The sequence below is a fragment of the Pseudoalteromonas sp. ATL1 genome (assembly GCF_058933015.1).
In genome coordinates, this window is the sequence record NZ_JBZYXL010000001.1 from 2,699,181 (window position 1) to 2,713,633 (window position 14,453).

A 14,453-nucleotide genomic window follows, 5' to 3' on the forward strand; every position below is an offset into this window, starting at 1 on the left:
ATCGCTTTTCCTTTCTTTATCACGCTTTTTAAAAGGCTTGTGTGCATTATTCAAGTTAGTTCTTCTAGTGGATTAGATTATGAAAAGCATTTATTACATATACTTAGCGGTGCTCGCTTGTAGCTCAAACGTACTAGCAAACAATAACTTTAAGCGCGCGCCTCTAGCGCTCACAAAATTACAACAAGCGCCAGTTATTGATGGGGTGATCACAGAACAAGAATGGCAAGGCGCTAAAATAGTTGAGCAATTTGTTGAATTCAGACCAACTTTAGGTAAAGAGGCTCCCTACCCAATCAAAGCACGTATAGGGTATGACGCTGAATTCTTTTATGTTGCTGCTGAAATAACGCAACCCCAAGATACCATTACAGATCGAGTTTTGATCCAAGGTGAAAATATGTGGGACGAAGATTACTTTGGTATCTCTTTGGACACAAATTACGACAAAAGAGACGGCTATCTCTTTCATGTTACCCCTTCAGGCGTTCGAGAAGACGGTCTCATAGATGGCACTAAATACATCGGAGAATGGACAACCATTTGGTACGCAAAAACAAATCGAACTGAAACGGGTTGGAGTGTAGAAATGGCTATACCCATGCAGTCTATTTCATTTGATCCAAATAAGAGCGATTGGGGGTTACAGCTGAGACACAAGCTATCTAAACCATACAAACAAATATACTGGAATCTGAACGACCCTGAAAACTATCCATGGACAGTGCCGCAAGTCGCAAAAATCACCAATATTACTGGTTTAAATCAAGGTAAAGGCATTGAGCTTAAATCAGGATTGAGTTTTAAAGATAATTTGAACGAAAGCAGATGGACACCTTCGCTAGATGCATTTTATAAATTCACTCCTAACATCACAGGCGTTTTAACATTAAATACTGATTTTTCTGGGACTGATGTTGATGAAGTAAATATTAATATGACCCGCTTTAGTGAGTTTTTTTTTGAAAAACGGGATTTCTTTTTGCAAGATTCCCAAGTATTTAGTTTTGGTGGATTCAGTAATGATGACTTCAACGGTATGCCCTTTTACTCTCGCCGCATAGGCCAAGGGCCTCAAGATGGTCTACTGGATGTAAACTGGGGCACTAAAGTCACAGGAAAAATTGAGGGAACCAGCTTTGGCATACTCAGTGTCAATCAAGAACAAGACGGTAATAAAGAAGAAAGCGCACAACTAACTGTCGCTCGAGTGAAACACCAAATTGACGAAAATCATCAAGTTGGTGTCATTGCCACGGATGGCAATAGCAGTGATGCTGATGATACCGGATTGTATGGTGTCGATTATCGATTTTCGGGTAGTTTTTTGGAAGATCAACAAATAAGAGCCCATGCATGGTACCAGGAAACAGAGAAAAAACCGGGCATGGACGATACAAAGGCCTATGGTGCACAGCTCTATTTACCAAATGATGCCGTGTATGTAGAAGCAAAATATCGTTATTTAGGAGAAGATTTTAATCCAGATTTAGGCTTTGTTAATCGTAAAGGCATTAATTACTATGAATTAATGACACGCTTCAGAGAGCGCCCCACCTCAGGTCTGTTAGGTGAGTACCTTAACTTGTACCAATTTACCTACTTTTATTATCAACATAACGACACAAACAATAATTGGATCAGTAAAGAATACGCAATCAGGCCATTTCACTGGCAAACAAAAAGTAACGCCACTGGTTTCATTCAGTATGACTCTCGTAATGAACGTTTGAAAAACCGTTATGCAATGGGACGCAACATAAAGTTTAAAGCGCAAGATTATAAGTTTGACCAGTGGACACTGTTTTATGAAACCCCTCGTGACCAAGTGTTGTCAGCTAATATAAAGCTGACGTCTGGCGAGTTCTTTGACAGTGATCGAAAACAAATATTAGGGGAATTGATTTATAAACCAAGCAAACATTTAATGCTCACTGTTGCACGTAGAAATCACTATTACGAGCGTGACGGCATAAAAGACAATATGTATAGCACGCGTATAAAAGCAAATGTTGCATTCAATGAAGACTGGTCTTGGAACACAATGGTACAGCATAACACCCGCTCAGACAGTCTTTCGATATTCAGCCGCTTACGTTACCAAAGTGCACCCGATGAGCTTTATCAAATTAGTATTAATAAGGGGTATGATTTGAATGAAGGATGGCACGAACGCCAAACAACTTTTGATGAGAAAACAGTGAAGATTAACTACATAAATCGCTGGTAAAGTAAGCACCAAGCCCTTAATAGTTTCTTATTATTAAGGGCTTTTATTCTATCAATGCTTGTTTAGCGCTACATTGACAAACACGATGGTCATTAATACCGGACACACAAACCGCACATATTGCGCAAACCAGTAATGTCCACCTTTGCACTCAAGCCCTAGCTGATTGCCTCGTTTCCACATCCAACCGACCGTAATAAAGTAAAATAAGCCCATCAACGGTAGCTGATACTGAGTCAACACCGTGATCACCAGCCCAAATAACCAGTCAAAATTAACGATAATGGCACTCGATACAACAAAAATAATTGCCGTTACTAGCCAAGTTGCCCCTTTTCGTTCCATACCATGATTTTCAACCAAGAATGATACAGGTATCTCTGTTGAAGAAATCGTTGACGTTACGGAGGCAATTGACATCAAAACAAAGAAAGTCAGGCCTACCCATAAACCTACAGCGCCCATACTCGAAAATAGTTCTGGTAATACCGCAAAAATTAGACGACCCTCACCTATCAGTTTGCCATCTTGAAATACCTGAACACCATTGTGTTGAGCCACAAACACGGCTGGAATGATAAGAAGCCCTGCCAAAAATGCCACACCAGTATCCAGTGCCGCGACGCTCATAGTCAGTTTTGGTAGGTTTTCGTTAGGCTTTAGATATGAGCCATAAATCATCATGCAACCTACCCCTAAAGACAAAGAGAAGAATGCTTGGCCCATTGCCGCGATGACGAGATCTGGGTCTGTGACTTTTGAAAAATCAGGCACAAGATAGGCACTAAAACCTTGTGCAGCGCCATCAAGGGTTGCAATGTAAGCTATCAACGCTAATAACAAAACAAGTAGCATTGGCATCAGCCTTCTTGACCATGCCTCAATACCGGATTTAACACCTTTTAGGATAATACTTGCAGTTAACGCAAGCATGAGTGGCGTGAAAATGAAATTTCTAAGTGTCGAATCACCCCGTAAAAACGCGCTCAGTTCCTCTAAACCGAAAAATCTCGCCAGTGGTTCAAGAGAAAATGCCAACATCCACCCTGCAACAATGGAGTAGAAGCTCAGCATAATAATGGCACCAAATAACCCCAGATATCCTGCACCCGCGCCTACTTTTGGCGCTTTTTCTTTCCAAGCTTGACGTAATGCATTAACAGGGTTTGATTGGGCCTGATGTCCTATATATAACTCAGTGTAAAGCGCGGGAAGTGCTAACAAAAATATAACAACAAAGTAAACAAGTAAGAACGCACCACCACCATGGTTTGCCGCTTGAGTGGGAAATCCCCAAATGTTGCCAAGTCCTACCGCAGCACCTGCCGCCGCGAGTACAAAGCCAATTCGGCTTTGAAAGCCATCACGCAATTGAGCCATACAGAGTCTAATTTAGTTATTGTTTTGGTCGGCAGATTATACTGAAGTTGTTAAAAAATGCGAATGAAATAGGTCCAAACAAGCGGCGTCAACAAATGCCTAAACTAAAAACTGGACCCAGGTTGGGTTAAAAAGTCTAATTCTTCTTGAGTTGATTGGCGATTTAATATTGCGTTGCGATGAGGATACCGTCCAAATTTATCGATTATATTTTTGTGTTTTACTTCAAACTCATAGTTTGGCAGTTTTTTAAACAACGATAAGGCTTGTTCATGAATTATGGCACTTTCACTGTGCATAAATGGCATATATAAAAAGCTGATTTCTTTTATTGCTAGTTGCTGATCAAACCCTTTTTCAATCGCATGTTGCGCTAAACACAGTGCCAGTGGATCACTTGCAAACGGCTCTGCCGTGTCGCGGTAGATATTACGAGAAAACTGATCCAATACAATGATCTCACACAATGCACCCATTGGCTCTGTACGCCAATGTGCCAATTCACCTCTAACTGCCGCTTGGTGAAAGTGACCAAATCGCTTTTCAATTGCTCGGTCGAATTCAGTCGATTTTTCCACCAATCTTGTTCATTGCATTCTTCAAACCAAAATTGATAAACATCTTGAGATTGCATAGCGCCTCCTTGTGCTGTCGCGAATTGAATTGTACTGGAAAAAATATAACACCAAGGGGTGAGCAAACCAAGTAGCTCGCTCCCCCAACAACCGCTATGCAGCTTCTAATAGCTTGGCATGAATTGCTTTTACGACGTGATCAGAATCTGACTGCTCAACTAAGAAACACAGGTTATGTTTACTTGCGCCATGGCATATTAAACGAATATTGAAATCACTCAGTACTTGCATCAAGTTCATTTCGTGTTGCTTAAGTTGAATTTCCGAGCCAATTAAAGCAACAAGCGTTAAGTTGTTTTCAACCGTTACATGGCAGAACTCACTCAATTCATCTAAACAGGCTTGCTCAAGTTCTGGACGCGATGCATTTTGCGCATTATCCAGCGTGATCGCAACGCTTATTTCAGACGTCGTTACCAAGTCAACCGAGATATTGTAAGCACTTAAAATGGTGAAAATTCGTGCTAAAAAGCCACTGGCTAGTAACATTTCCGGACTTTTCAGAGTCAATAGAATTTGGTTCTTTCTTTGTGTCACAGCACGAATACCCGGTTGCGCCGATTTTTCTCTTTCAATCCAAGTACCACCGGCTTGAGGATCTCGACTTGAGCCAACAAACACCGAAATACCGCTGCGACTGGCTGGTAGAATGGTCGCTGGGTGTAATACCTTAGCGCCAAACGTTGCCATCTCTGCCGCTTCATCAAAGCTTAATCGCGCGATTGGTGCGGCTTTAGCGCATAACCTTGGATCTGTACTGAAAATACCGACCACATCGGTCCAAATATGCACGGCTCGCGCTTCAATAGCCTCTGCCAGTAACGCTGCACTGTAGTCTGAACCGCCACGGCCTAACGTTGTTGTTTGCCCATATTGATCACTACCAATAAAGCCCTGTGTTACAACTACTTTTTCATCAAGCAGCGGTACTAGGTGTTGCTTTGCTGCCATTGAAGTCGCTTCAACATCAGGAGACGCTTTACCGAATCGATTATCGGTTTTAAGTACTTGGCGTACATCAAAGCGCTCAGCATTGACGCCCAAATCTCTTAATACCTGGGTAAATAAATAAGATGATAAACGCTCGCCAAAGCTTAGCATTTCATCACATTGTTGATTGCTTAGCGCGGGTAATGCAGCCAAGGTTTTAAATTGAGCAATAGTCTCTTCAAAGCCAGAGGCTAAGTCTTGATCAAGAGTGAGTTTTGCAAGAATGGCATCTTGAATATCAATAACGGCTTGAACTAATGTGAGTCTCTCTTGTTCATCGGCTTTTTGTTGCGTCAGAGTAACTAAGTGATTTGTAACACCCGCACTGGCGCTTACAGCAACGACGCGTACTTGACTGTCATCGTGGATGATTTGTGCACAGCGGTGCATGGCGTCGTGATCAGCTACACTGGTGCCACCAAATTTTGCGACTGTGTACTGCGAATTCATGATATCTCCTTGTGATCACAAGCAACGTGATCATAAATAAAAGGAGAACTTGGCAATGGAAATTTTCTTTGTGTGATAAGACCTTTGCCAGAAGCTCTCCACCTAAAACGGTGACAGTTCCGAGGATTCAGCCTCGTAAACCGAAAAGTCAAAGTGACGTACTAAAACTTTCCTCGGCGAATACTTCCCTCTTTAATGGTCACAGGCGTTCGTCACCTACCACTAAATACCTAAGCATCGCACCTCTTCTGTCTATTTTGCCTTTACTAACCTGAATAAAAACAAAATAAAAGCCCGCATAAGCAGCGGGCTGGTAAAAAATATCTTTTAGCCGTCTAGGTGTCAAGTTTTAATTAACTTAACACCTGAAAAGTTTACACAAAGCTACCGGTAAGGTAAGCACCTGCATAACCGATAGTGTAAGCAATCAAAAGATAAATTGAGTTTCTCAAGTAACTCATAAATGTCAGATCTTTCACTTTGCTCATGGCGATGATACCCGCAGCAGAGCCGATAACTAACATTGAGCCACCCACTCCAGTGGCATAGGTGAACATCAACCATTGTTGTGCCGTCATCGTGATATCTGCCTTTAGCAATGCTGCAGTCAAAGGTACGTTATCCACCGCGGCGGATAATAAACCCATCACATAGTTTGCATACTCAGGGCTCATGTACACATACAAGTCGGTAAACATGGCCAGTACGCCCACTTCTTTTAACGCGCCCACTAACAATAGTACGCCGACAAAGAATAATAAGGTGTCGTACTCAATTTCGCGAATGTAATCAATAATCTTCTTGTTTACGTCCTTCTTACGCATTAAGAATTGTGCAACCAAGAACATGAGCGATAAGCCAAATAAGAACGTAAGTAAAGGCGGAACTTGATATAACACGCTTAAAATTAACGTTGCTAAAATCGTCGAAAGAAAAATCAAAGCGATTGTAATATCCGTTTTTTCAATACGACGCTGCGCAGTCTTATCAAACTGCAAAGTTTGATTCATCCCCACTGATAACATAGCCGCGAGAGCCAACACACTCATCAATGCAGGTGCAATTAGCAATAATAAATCAGGAATAGTGACTTTATCCGCTAAGAAGATCATTAAGGTGGTTACATCACCTGTGATCAAGGACACGCCACCGCTGTTTACACTGAAAATAATAAGTGTGGCGTACTTAATCAGTTTCTTAGGATCGAGCTTCAATGACATCACCACCGCTAATGAAATTAGCGTTGCTGTAATGTTGTCTGAAACAGACGAAAACACAAAAGCTGAAATACCAACTAAAAACATCAACTTGCGTTCGCTTATTTGTGCAGGCATGATCCTGTGTACGATATTTTGAATAAATCCTTTGGAATTCAAATAGGCAACAAAAGTCATCGCAGCCATCAAGAACAACCATAAAGTGGCTATTTCAAGGATGTTATGATCAAGCTGATGTTGTACAGTTTCTGGGCTTTGCCCATGAATAGGAGAGATAAAAGCGATAATCCAACACAAAGTACCAAAAAAAAGGGTAGTTTTGGCCTTGTTTACATGGATGATATCCTCTATAACGATAAGCACGAACGCAATCGCTATCAGGGTTAGGATAATAGGCGTAACCATTTTGCGTAAACAACCTGTAAGTAAAGTAATAAATTCGAAGGTAACGTAAGTCGGCGCGAAGTCTAGCACTTACCACATGTATGCGCTATGGCTACAAACAAATTAATTACCCTGCATGTCATAAAATTGATACAAACTGGAAAGCTATGATCCCAGCAAAAAAAGTATTGAATACGCTCAACGAACATTGGGGCGTGTTAGAGTTGCTTTTTAAACGGTTTAAGATGACCGATTTTAGCATAAAAGATGTTCAAAACATCATAAAACATAAGAACCCTCAGTGGACCAGCGAGAGAATATTCAGAGAATCTAACCGCCTGTTAAATCAAGAAATAATAATACCACTTGCCAAGTCGTCGCAATTGGAAATTAACCGTGCTATTGCCGATTTTGCGAGTTTTCTATTACAAGAAGAACACCTCGGCTTAGCGGAAGAAATTACCGTGTTAGTGAGAGATTTACAGCGCCTTGGTGACCGTTTACAGCAAGCTGGTGACGATGATGATTTTAGCGAACTAAGGCGTTTTAGTCGCATTATGGATGAACGAGTTCGCAAAATAGTGAAATTATTTCATCATAATGAGAGCGCCATTTTCAATCTCGTTGAACAAGCAAAATCAGATAACACTAACTTATCCTTGAAGAAACGCTATCGTGCCGTGATTGAAGCATTTGACGAATACATTGAGCCGATGCTTGAAATGGTAGACATTCGTGGGGAATTCCACGCGTGCTTTAACGTTATCGAGCTGCAGATAAGTCAACAAATTGATAATATTGAATTATTTGGTCGCGGTGCACACGATAAGCGCATGTTAGAACAACTCAGAACACGCATTTTAGACATGCATTTAATCGGCAGAGAAAGCTTACGAAAAAGTGCCGACATGCTAATGCCACTTCGCGAAGAACTTCGTCGCAATACGCTTATTACACGTCAAGCCGCTAAAGTACTCGGCATGATAAGAAAAAATGGCGTTGACCGCATGTTGAGCCCCGTGCAACCCGAGTTTGTTTCAGACATTCAACGTTTTTCGCTTGGGCAGAAACGGCATATGGTGGCTTACATGGCCAGTCTGGCGCAATTTGAACACGAAGACTACCAGTTACCCGATCACACCGATGTGCCGGACTATCAAAGCCCAAATATTCCAGACTATCTGGATGTTAAATCAGCTTTCGCCAATGCATTCTCACAGTCACAGCGAAAGCCTAAAGCACTCCTAGGCTTTTTGTCTGACACCTACCCTAGCCTAGACGCTGACGAGATGTTGTTTTTATATCAAAAGCTCATCAGTGACGACGCATTTGAATTAGAGCAAGACCAAGAACGCAGTAAAGTGACAATTGCAGAGCATACGTTTGCACTATACCCGTTCAACGCAAGTACATCACAAGAAAAACATCATGACGCAGATTAATTTATCCGAACTCACCGAATTACAGGCCATTAATAAAAAGTTGGTCAGTGGCTATCACATCAGTGAACAAGACACGACCCTGTGGCAGCAACTTGACCAGCATATTGATGCATATCAAGCGCTTTTTAACGCTTTAGGTCATGACTTACAACATGATGGCCGAGGGTTTTATTACCTCGCGAGCGACGAAAGCACACCCAACATGGGTAAGATTTCCAGAGCGATCGCTTTAACCGTATTTATCTTAATCGAACATTATGCAAACCAAGGCAAAGACCCGTTACGCGCGCTGTTTGATGAAGTTGCTGACCTAGAACTGATGCAAACCCTAGTACAACTTAACAAACATTTGTTTGATCAACTCGAGATATTTTCGGGTTCAGATCTACGTAAGGATGTTTATCTACGCATGGTTCGACTTGGTTTAGCCAAAGAGGTAGAACAAGGTTTTATGCACTTAGCGCCAGTGTATCGTTACATTGATGCGCTAATGGAAGTCAATGAAGACAGTTTTGACGAACTCGAGGAAGAAGTATGAGTAAGTTATATGGCTTAAGTAAGCTCGCATTGTTAAATACTGCAGGCTACGCCAAATGTGTGATCCCACTCGATAAAAGTGCCTCGATATGCGCCCCAAATAACACAGGTAAAAGCTCGGTTATTAATGCACTGCAGTTTCCTTTGATCAACGACCTTCGTTTAACGGAATGGGATGGCCACGATCTTGAAGAAACGCGTAAATTCTACTTCTCTACCGATCAATCCTACATATTGCTAGAAGCAAACCTGCCGCATGGTGATGTGGTGATTGGTGTTGCTGGCCTTGGTAAAATTGCTGGATTTGCCCACCAATTTTTTTGCTACCCCGGTAAACTAAGCCTTGATGACTTTACTGAAGGTAAAAGCATCATCAAATATACGAAATTGTTTAAGCATTTAGAAAGCCAAGGTAAAAAGCCCATCGAGCTTAAAGCTCAGGAATTAAACGCCCTACTCACTGGCGGCGCAACTCAGTTTGATGGTGACGTAAACCTCAAAATGATCCCGCTAAACAATGTGCAAGATGCCGCTATCTATAAAGAAATATTTCGTCGTATTTTAAATCTGCATAAACTCGGCGCTAGTGACGTAAAACGATTTATGCTACGAGTGTTTGAGCGTCATATGTCAAACTCCAGAGTCGACTTTTATGAAGTTTGGCGTCGTGCATTTGATAAGGTTAACCACGCTCGCCGTGAACTATCGGCACTTGAATCAATGCAAGAACCGATTGCAGCGCTCGAAGGGATGCTTGAAAGTGAAGCAAATATAAAAGGTAAGCTTGCCGCATTTGCGCCTAAAATTGATATGGCTCTGGTTGAATATGATGAGTACCAACAATCTCATATGGCTGAATTGGCCGCGCAACTCGAAGACATAGAACAAGAAAAGCATGATTTTGAACAAAAACAACAGCTTTATCTGCAACAATCTCGTGATATTGAACGTCGCCAAACGCAAATTGAGCAATGGTTCACCGACTACGTTGCACTCAAAAATGAGTTTGAGTTAACCAACCACGCAACACTCAAAACCAACTTGCAAATACTCAAAAAAGAGTACGAGCAGCTGTCTTTTTCTATTAATAGCGCGCAAGGTCAGAGTTTACACACTCTTGACTTCCGTATTAATGAAACACAGAAGCAAATTAAGAGTCTGAAATTACAGCTTAAAAATTTGGAGTTCAATTTATTTACACGTATGCGTGAAGATCTGTCGCTGAAAGAAGTTGAAGAGATTTCCCGCATCTTGAACCCGGATTTGCTGTCGTTTGCCACAACCAACCAAGGTGATATTACAATCACCGATGACGATGCATTTGGCGCATTTTTAGAGCAACTTTCAGCGAATGTTAAAGGCGGCGAACTCACCGTGCCTGGCGCAACGATTAAACTGAAAAAGCTTAGCCCAGTGCAAATGCAAAGTGGTGAAAATAAAGAGCAATTGAAGGCACAACTTGACGCATTACAAAATTCTCTGAACGAGTTTAAACAGCAACGCGAAGTCGCTGCAAACGTTGCGCAAAAACAACAAGAGCGTGACGCGCTGTACGACGAGTTAATGGCTTTAGAAGCCGCATTAAAACGGTTTGAACAATACAAAACTATGCAGCAGTCAGTTGACGCACAAGAAGTGCTTCGTGAACAACTCAACGCAGAACGTGAGCAAGTTGATGAATATTTACAAGACGTGCAACGTAACGCGGGCTCCATTTCTGATAGACGCTCGATCATTAAGAGCAAGCAAGATTTATTAACGCGTCAGAGTGACCGTTTACGCCAAGTGAAGTCTGAAAGAATTGATCATACCCTAGATTTGTATAGTGGTAAGCAAACCCCTTACCCTGTCGAAATCACGCTTGATTTTGATAACCTCGCGGAAGTTGTTCATCAATTTAATAAAGAATGTAATGAGCTTCGTAACCTTGCCGTCAATGTGCGTAATACCTATCTGCATATTTATAACGCCGGGATCACCAAGTTCGATAATGAAACTGACGAGTTTAGTAAATACGCTAAATTGATCAGTGCCTACCATAATATCGACAACGAGCGTGATGCAGTCGACAGGCACGCGCGCGTTGCTCTTACAGAGGTCGCTGCCACCATTAAAGGACTGCGCGAAGATTTAGACAGGTTAAGACGTGAAATGAATAGTTTTAACCGAGGTATCAGTCAGCATCGGATCTCAAATTTACAGTCATTTAAGATTAATGTGATACCGCGTAAGATGTTAGTCGATAGCATTGATACGATTATCAGTACGTCAGATAGCTATGAAAAAGGCGATAACCTTGATTTGTTGTCCTCAGAGCCGGTTGATGAAAAGGCCGTCAATCAAGCAAAAGATCACCTCATCAAACTAGCCAGTGAAAAAGCGGGTCTGACACTTACAGACTTGTTTGATATTCGTTTTGAAGTGGTTAATCGAGCAGGTGAAACAGAACACTTTGATAAGATTGACTCTGCAGGTTCAAACGGAACACGTATTACAATCAAGCTGTTATGTGGTATGTTGTTTATACGTTACCTACTCTCTGATCAAGAGCAAGCTTTGTATCGTATTCCAATTTATATTGACGAAGCGGCCGATATTGACCCTCAAAACCAAAAGGCGATCATTGAAACCGCGTTAAGCTTTGGCTTTGTGCCCATTTTCGCGTCTGTTAAGCCACAGATCAGTTGTGACTATTTGGTACCAATTCGTAGTGTGAAAAACGGTAGCCAAAACTGGGTTGACGAAAAAGACTGGATTGAAGTGGAACATAAACAAAGTGCCGCTGTCTGATCATACATATGGTCAGCTGCGGCTGACCCAAGGAGATATTATTATGATTAAGCAATTGATTATTACTTCAGCATTTATGTTGCTTGCTGCATGTTCAAGTTCTCCCGACTGGGATTATGATAAGTCTGTAGAATTTGCAAACTACAAAACGTTTGCATGGGCACCCGATGCAGACCTTAAAGGCGGTGCACATGATTATCAAATCAATGATTTGATGGAAAAGCGCGTGCAAAATGCGATCAGCACATCGCTTTCACAACAAGGTATTCAATTAGTTGACGAAAAGTCTGCCGATATTTTAATTAATTACCATGCATCGGTTGAAAGTAAATTGGAAGCAGACACGCTAAGTGCTTCATATGGAGTTCGTTGGAATTACTGGGGTTGGGGCTATCAAGCGCAAACAACAACCAGAGAGTATGACGTTGGCACGCTAGTGATAGACGTGATTGACAATAACTCTAAACAGCTTGTTTGGCGTGGCGCAAAAGAAGGACGTTTGCGTAACAAGCAAACGCCTGAGCAACGTACAGAGTCTATCAACAAAACGGTTTCTGAAATTTTAGCCAACTTCCCACCAAAATCTCAGTACTAACCTTATCAGCCAAGCCGAATAACAAGGCTTGGCTTTTGCCTCTCTCTAATTAGTCAGTGTTTCTAACTCGGTCAAAATGCTCATTGCCTCGGTAGAGTTTTTACCACACACCCACTCTGTTGCTTTAAAGTCATGACATACTTTCGGCCGCTCCGGCTTACCAAACAGCTTACACAAATTGTCATCCGTTAAGTTTTTGCAACGTTCACCAGCGGGTTTGCCATTGGGATGTAGCGGAAAGCTTGTGCTAATGCTTGGTGCAATACAACACGCACCACAGTGCAAACGACATTCCATACTGACAACCCTCTCAACGTAAAAGCCGAGCATTGTAACAGCACTGACACTCATTTTTAAGACTTTATAAAATAATTGCATCACGTTAAATGAATAACGTCACTATAAATCGGGTTTGATAAAGCGACCTTGTTTTTTTGCTTTTTGAATTGCGCGGTCTAACTCATGTAAAATCGCGTGATGCTTTTTATTAAGCAAATGGTAGCCAATCTTTTGTTGAATTAGATATTGATTTTTGTACTTTTTTCTTATGTTATTTGTGTAGTCGTCAAAAACGACGATCGCATAATCGACTTTCCCCTGCTCAAAAACCCTCATCAACTTATCGAAACTCGTCAGTTCAACAATGCTAACTACGCTTTTTTCTAACAACTGGGCATAAAACTCATTCGCTGCAATGAGACCCAAAGAACGGTTACTTTGCTTTAATGCACTCAGATCACACAACAAGTTTTGTTTACACAGCAGTACAACATCTATTTGGCTAATAGGAGTAGGCACAACCAAAATATTTGGATATGAATCAACAAATTCAAGTGATTTAGCTGAATCTGCATCTATCAAGCCTTGATCTAGCAGCTTAAGTGCTCTTTTATCGTTGATAAGCTCAAAATGGGGCTCAATGCCAATATCGCGATAAGCAGTGTTTAGGAGGGGTACGTAATATTGAATAATTCCTTCATGCTCAACGTAACTCACTATAAATTGGCTATCTGTAGCCCACGCCTTGATAGACAAAGCGAGTAGTATCGAGAGAATAATCCCTAAATAAAAACGTTTCATTGAAAAGAATTGAGCCCACGTTCATTTAAACGGTTTCTTTTAGCATAGGCCATGGATGGGATTGAACACAAACGCTGACATGATGGGTCTAGACAGTGGCGTTTAGAATGACCACTGCCCGCTCTCAGTAAACATAACTATACTAACGGCAAGTGCGTTTAATTATGCCTTGTTGCTTATCCATTTTTTGTTTATCTTCTTTAGTTTGTGCAACAGCTAAATCAATTTGCGCATTTCGACACTTATCAGCCAGTTCTTTATTCATCAGATAAACTTGGTCTTTTTGACTTTGCATTAAACCTTCGGCTCCGACATACTCAGTTCTGTCTTCCGGTTTTAAATCTTTTTGATAAGGCTCGTGATCAGTCGTTGCGCTGCACGCCACAAGAGAGAGACTTACAATAATAGGAGATAATACTTTCAGCAATTTAAATGCTCCATTTCAATTATAATTTTTAACCTTCATGTCGAGTTGGTTTATACTCGATTTTATCCATAATAACACAAGTATTCGCTCTCCATTATCTCAGTAAGCAACCTAATGCGAGTTTTTATTCAATGGAAAAGCGGGTGAAGTACATTTTTTAACCGAGAACAAATACCCGTATTCTTGACTTTTATCAGGCATGATCTCCAAAATTTCATAGTCGTTCAGCTCAATAACTGAAGACGTGGGTATTTTGTCACAACGGGAATATGAATCAGGGCAAGATCATGAACTTT

At 41.3% G+C, this 14,453-nt stretch carries 11 protein-coding genes, 1 pseudogene and 1 riboswitch; of the genes and pseudogenes, 5 read left to right on the top strand and 7 right to left on the bottom strand.

Translation table 11 applies throughout. From position 1 onward, the window contains the following. Positions 1-79: 79 nt before the first annotated feature. Entirely contained in the window at positions 80-2,230 is a 2,151-nt protein-coding gene (locus AC5FX4_RS12160) for a carbohydrate binding family 9 domain-containing protein (RefSeq protein WP_493606650.1), read from the top strand. A gap of 51 nt (positions 2,231-2,281) precedes the next feature. Here AC5FX4_RS12160 and AC5FX4_RS12165 read toward each other — a convergent pair whose 3' ends face one another. The 4 genes and pseudogenes from AC5FX4_RS12165 to nhaD form a co-directional block, all read right to left on the bottom strand. After that, positions 2,282-3,610 (bottom strand): sodium-dependent transporter, encoded by a 1,329-nt coding sequence (locus AC5FX4_RS12165; RefSeq protein WP_493606651.1) that lies wholly within the window; start codon positions 3,608-3,610, stop codon positions 2,282-2,284. 104 nt (positions 3,611-3,714) lie between these two features. Next, positions 3,715-4,244 (bottom strand): annotated as a pseudogene (locus AC5FX4_RS12170) (DUF924 family protein). Positions 4,245-4,338: 94 nt separating this feature from the next. Next, a complete protein-coding gene (gene lysC, locus AC5FX4_RS12175) occupies positions 4,339-5,685 on the bottom strand; it encodes a lysine-sensitive aspartokinase 3 (protein WP_493606652.1) in 1,347 nt (448 codons plus the stop codon). Between the two features lie 83 nt (positions 5,686-5,768). After that, a riboswitch (Lysine riboswitch) is annotated at positions 5,769-5,941 on the bottom strand. A gap of 118 nt (positions 5,942-6,059) precedes the next feature. Then, positions 6,060-7,307 (bottom strand): sodium:proton antiporter NhaD, encoded by a 1,248-nt coding sequence (gene nhaD / locus AC5FX4_RS12180; RefSeq protein ID WP_493606653.1) that lies wholly within the window; start codon positions 7,305-7,307, stop codon positions 6,060-6,062. A gap of 146 nt (positions 7,308-7,453) precedes the next feature. Here nhaD and AC5FX4_RS12185 point away from each other — a divergent pair, with 146 nt between their 5' ends. From AC5FX4_RS12185 to AC5FX4_RS12200, 4 genes are read left to right on the top strand one after another with little or no spacing between them, the layout of a single operon-like run. Continuing rightward, positions 7,454-8,728, top strand: coding sequence for an MksB family condensin complex protein (locus tag AC5FX4_RS12185; RefSeq protein ID WP_493606654.1), 1,275 nt, complete (start codon positions 7,454-7,456; stop codon positions 8,726-8,728). Then, positions 8,715-9,266, top strand: coding sequence for a condensin complex protein MksE (locus tag AC5FX4_RS12190; RefSeq protein ID WP_493606655.1), 552 nt, complete (start codon positions 8,715-8,717; stop codon positions 9,264-9,266). The genes AC5FX4_RS12185 and AC5FX4_RS12190 overlap by 14 nt, the downstream gene beginning before the upstream one ends. Further along, positions 9,263-12,055, top strand: coding sequence for an Mks condensin complex protein MksF (locus AC5FX4_RS12195; RefSeq protein ID WP_493606656.1), 2,793 nt, complete (start codon positions 9,263-9,265; stop codon positions 12,053-12,055). The genes AC5FX4_RS12190 and AC5FX4_RS12195 overlap by 4 nt, the downstream gene beginning before the upstream one ends. A gap of 46 nt (positions 12,056-12,101) precedes the next feature. Then, positions 12,102-12,650 (top strand): DUF4136 domain-containing protein, encoded by a 549-nt coding sequence (locus AC5FX4_RS12200; RefSeq protein ID WP_493607814.1) that lies wholly within the window; start codon positions 12,102-12,104, stop codon positions 12,648-12,650. A 45-nt stretch (positions 12,651-12,695) separates the two neighbouring features. Here AC5FX4_RS12200 and AC5FX4_RS12205 read toward each other — a convergent pair whose 3' ends face one another. From AC5FX4_RS12205 to AC5FX4_RS12215, 3 genes are all read right to left on the bottom strand, one after another. Continuing rightward, positions 12,696-12,947, bottom strand: coding sequence for a YkgJ family cysteine cluster protein (locus tag AC5FX4_RS12205; protein ID WP_493607815.1), 252 nt, complete (start codon positions 12,945-12,947; stop codon positions 12,696-12,698). A gap of 102 nt (positions 12,948-13,049) precedes the next feature. Further along, positions 13,050-13,730 carry a hypothetical protein gene (locus AC5FX4_RS12210; protein WP_493606657.1) on the bottom strand — a complete coding sequence of 227 codons (681 nt, stop codon included), beginning with the start codon at positions 13,728-13,730 and terminating at the stop codon, positions 13,050-13,052. 142 nt (positions 13,731-13,872) lie between these two features. Next, positions 13,873-14,157 (bottom strand): hypothetical protein, encoded by a 285-nt coding sequence (locus tag AC5FX4_RS12215; protein WP_493606658.1) that lies wholly within the window; start codon positions 14,155-14,157, stop codon positions 13,873-13,875. Positions 14,158-14,453: the final 296 nt, after the last annotated feature.

What these genes read in the sequence shown, in the direction of transcription:
- AC5FX4_RS12160 (WP_493606650.1), top strand. Translation starts at nt 80, where the DNA reads ATGAAAAGCATTTATTACATATACTTAGCGGTGCTCGCTTGTAGCTCA.
- AC5FX4_RS12165 (WP_493606651.1), bottom strand. Translation starts at nt 3,610, where the DNA reads ATGGCTCAATTGCGTGATGGCTTTCAAAGCCGAATTGGCTTTGTACTC.
- lysC (WP_493606652.1), bottom strand. Translation starts at nt 5,685, where the DNA reads ATGAATTCGCAGTACACAGTCGCAAAATTTGGTGGCACCAGTGTAGCT.
- nhaD (WP_493606653.1), bottom strand. Translation starts at nt 7,307, where the DNA reads ATGGTTACGCCTATTATCCTAACCCTGATAGCGATTGCGTTCGTGCTT.
- AC5FX4_RS12185 (WP_493606654.1), top strand. Translation starts at nt 7,454, where the DNA reads ATGATCCCAGCAAAAAAAGTATTGAATACGCTCAACGAACATTGGGGC.
- AC5FX4_RS12190 (WP_493606655.1), top strand. Translation starts at nt 8,715, where the DNA reads ATGACGCAGATTAATTTATCCGAACTCACCGAATTACAGGCCATTAAT.
- AC5FX4_RS12195 (WP_493606656.1), top strand. Translation starts at nt 9,263, where the DNA reads ATGAGTAAGTTATATGGCTTAAGTAAGCTCGCATTGTTAAATACTGCA.
- AC5FX4_RS12205 (WP_493607815.1), bottom strand. Translation starts at nt 12,947, where the DNA reads ATGGAATGTCGTTTGCACTGTGGTGCGTGTTGTATTGCACCAAGCATT.
- AC5FX4_RS12210 (WP_493606657.1), bottom strand. Translation starts at nt 13,730, where the DNA reads ATGAAACGTTTTTATTTAGGGATTATTCTCTCGATACTACTCGCTTTG.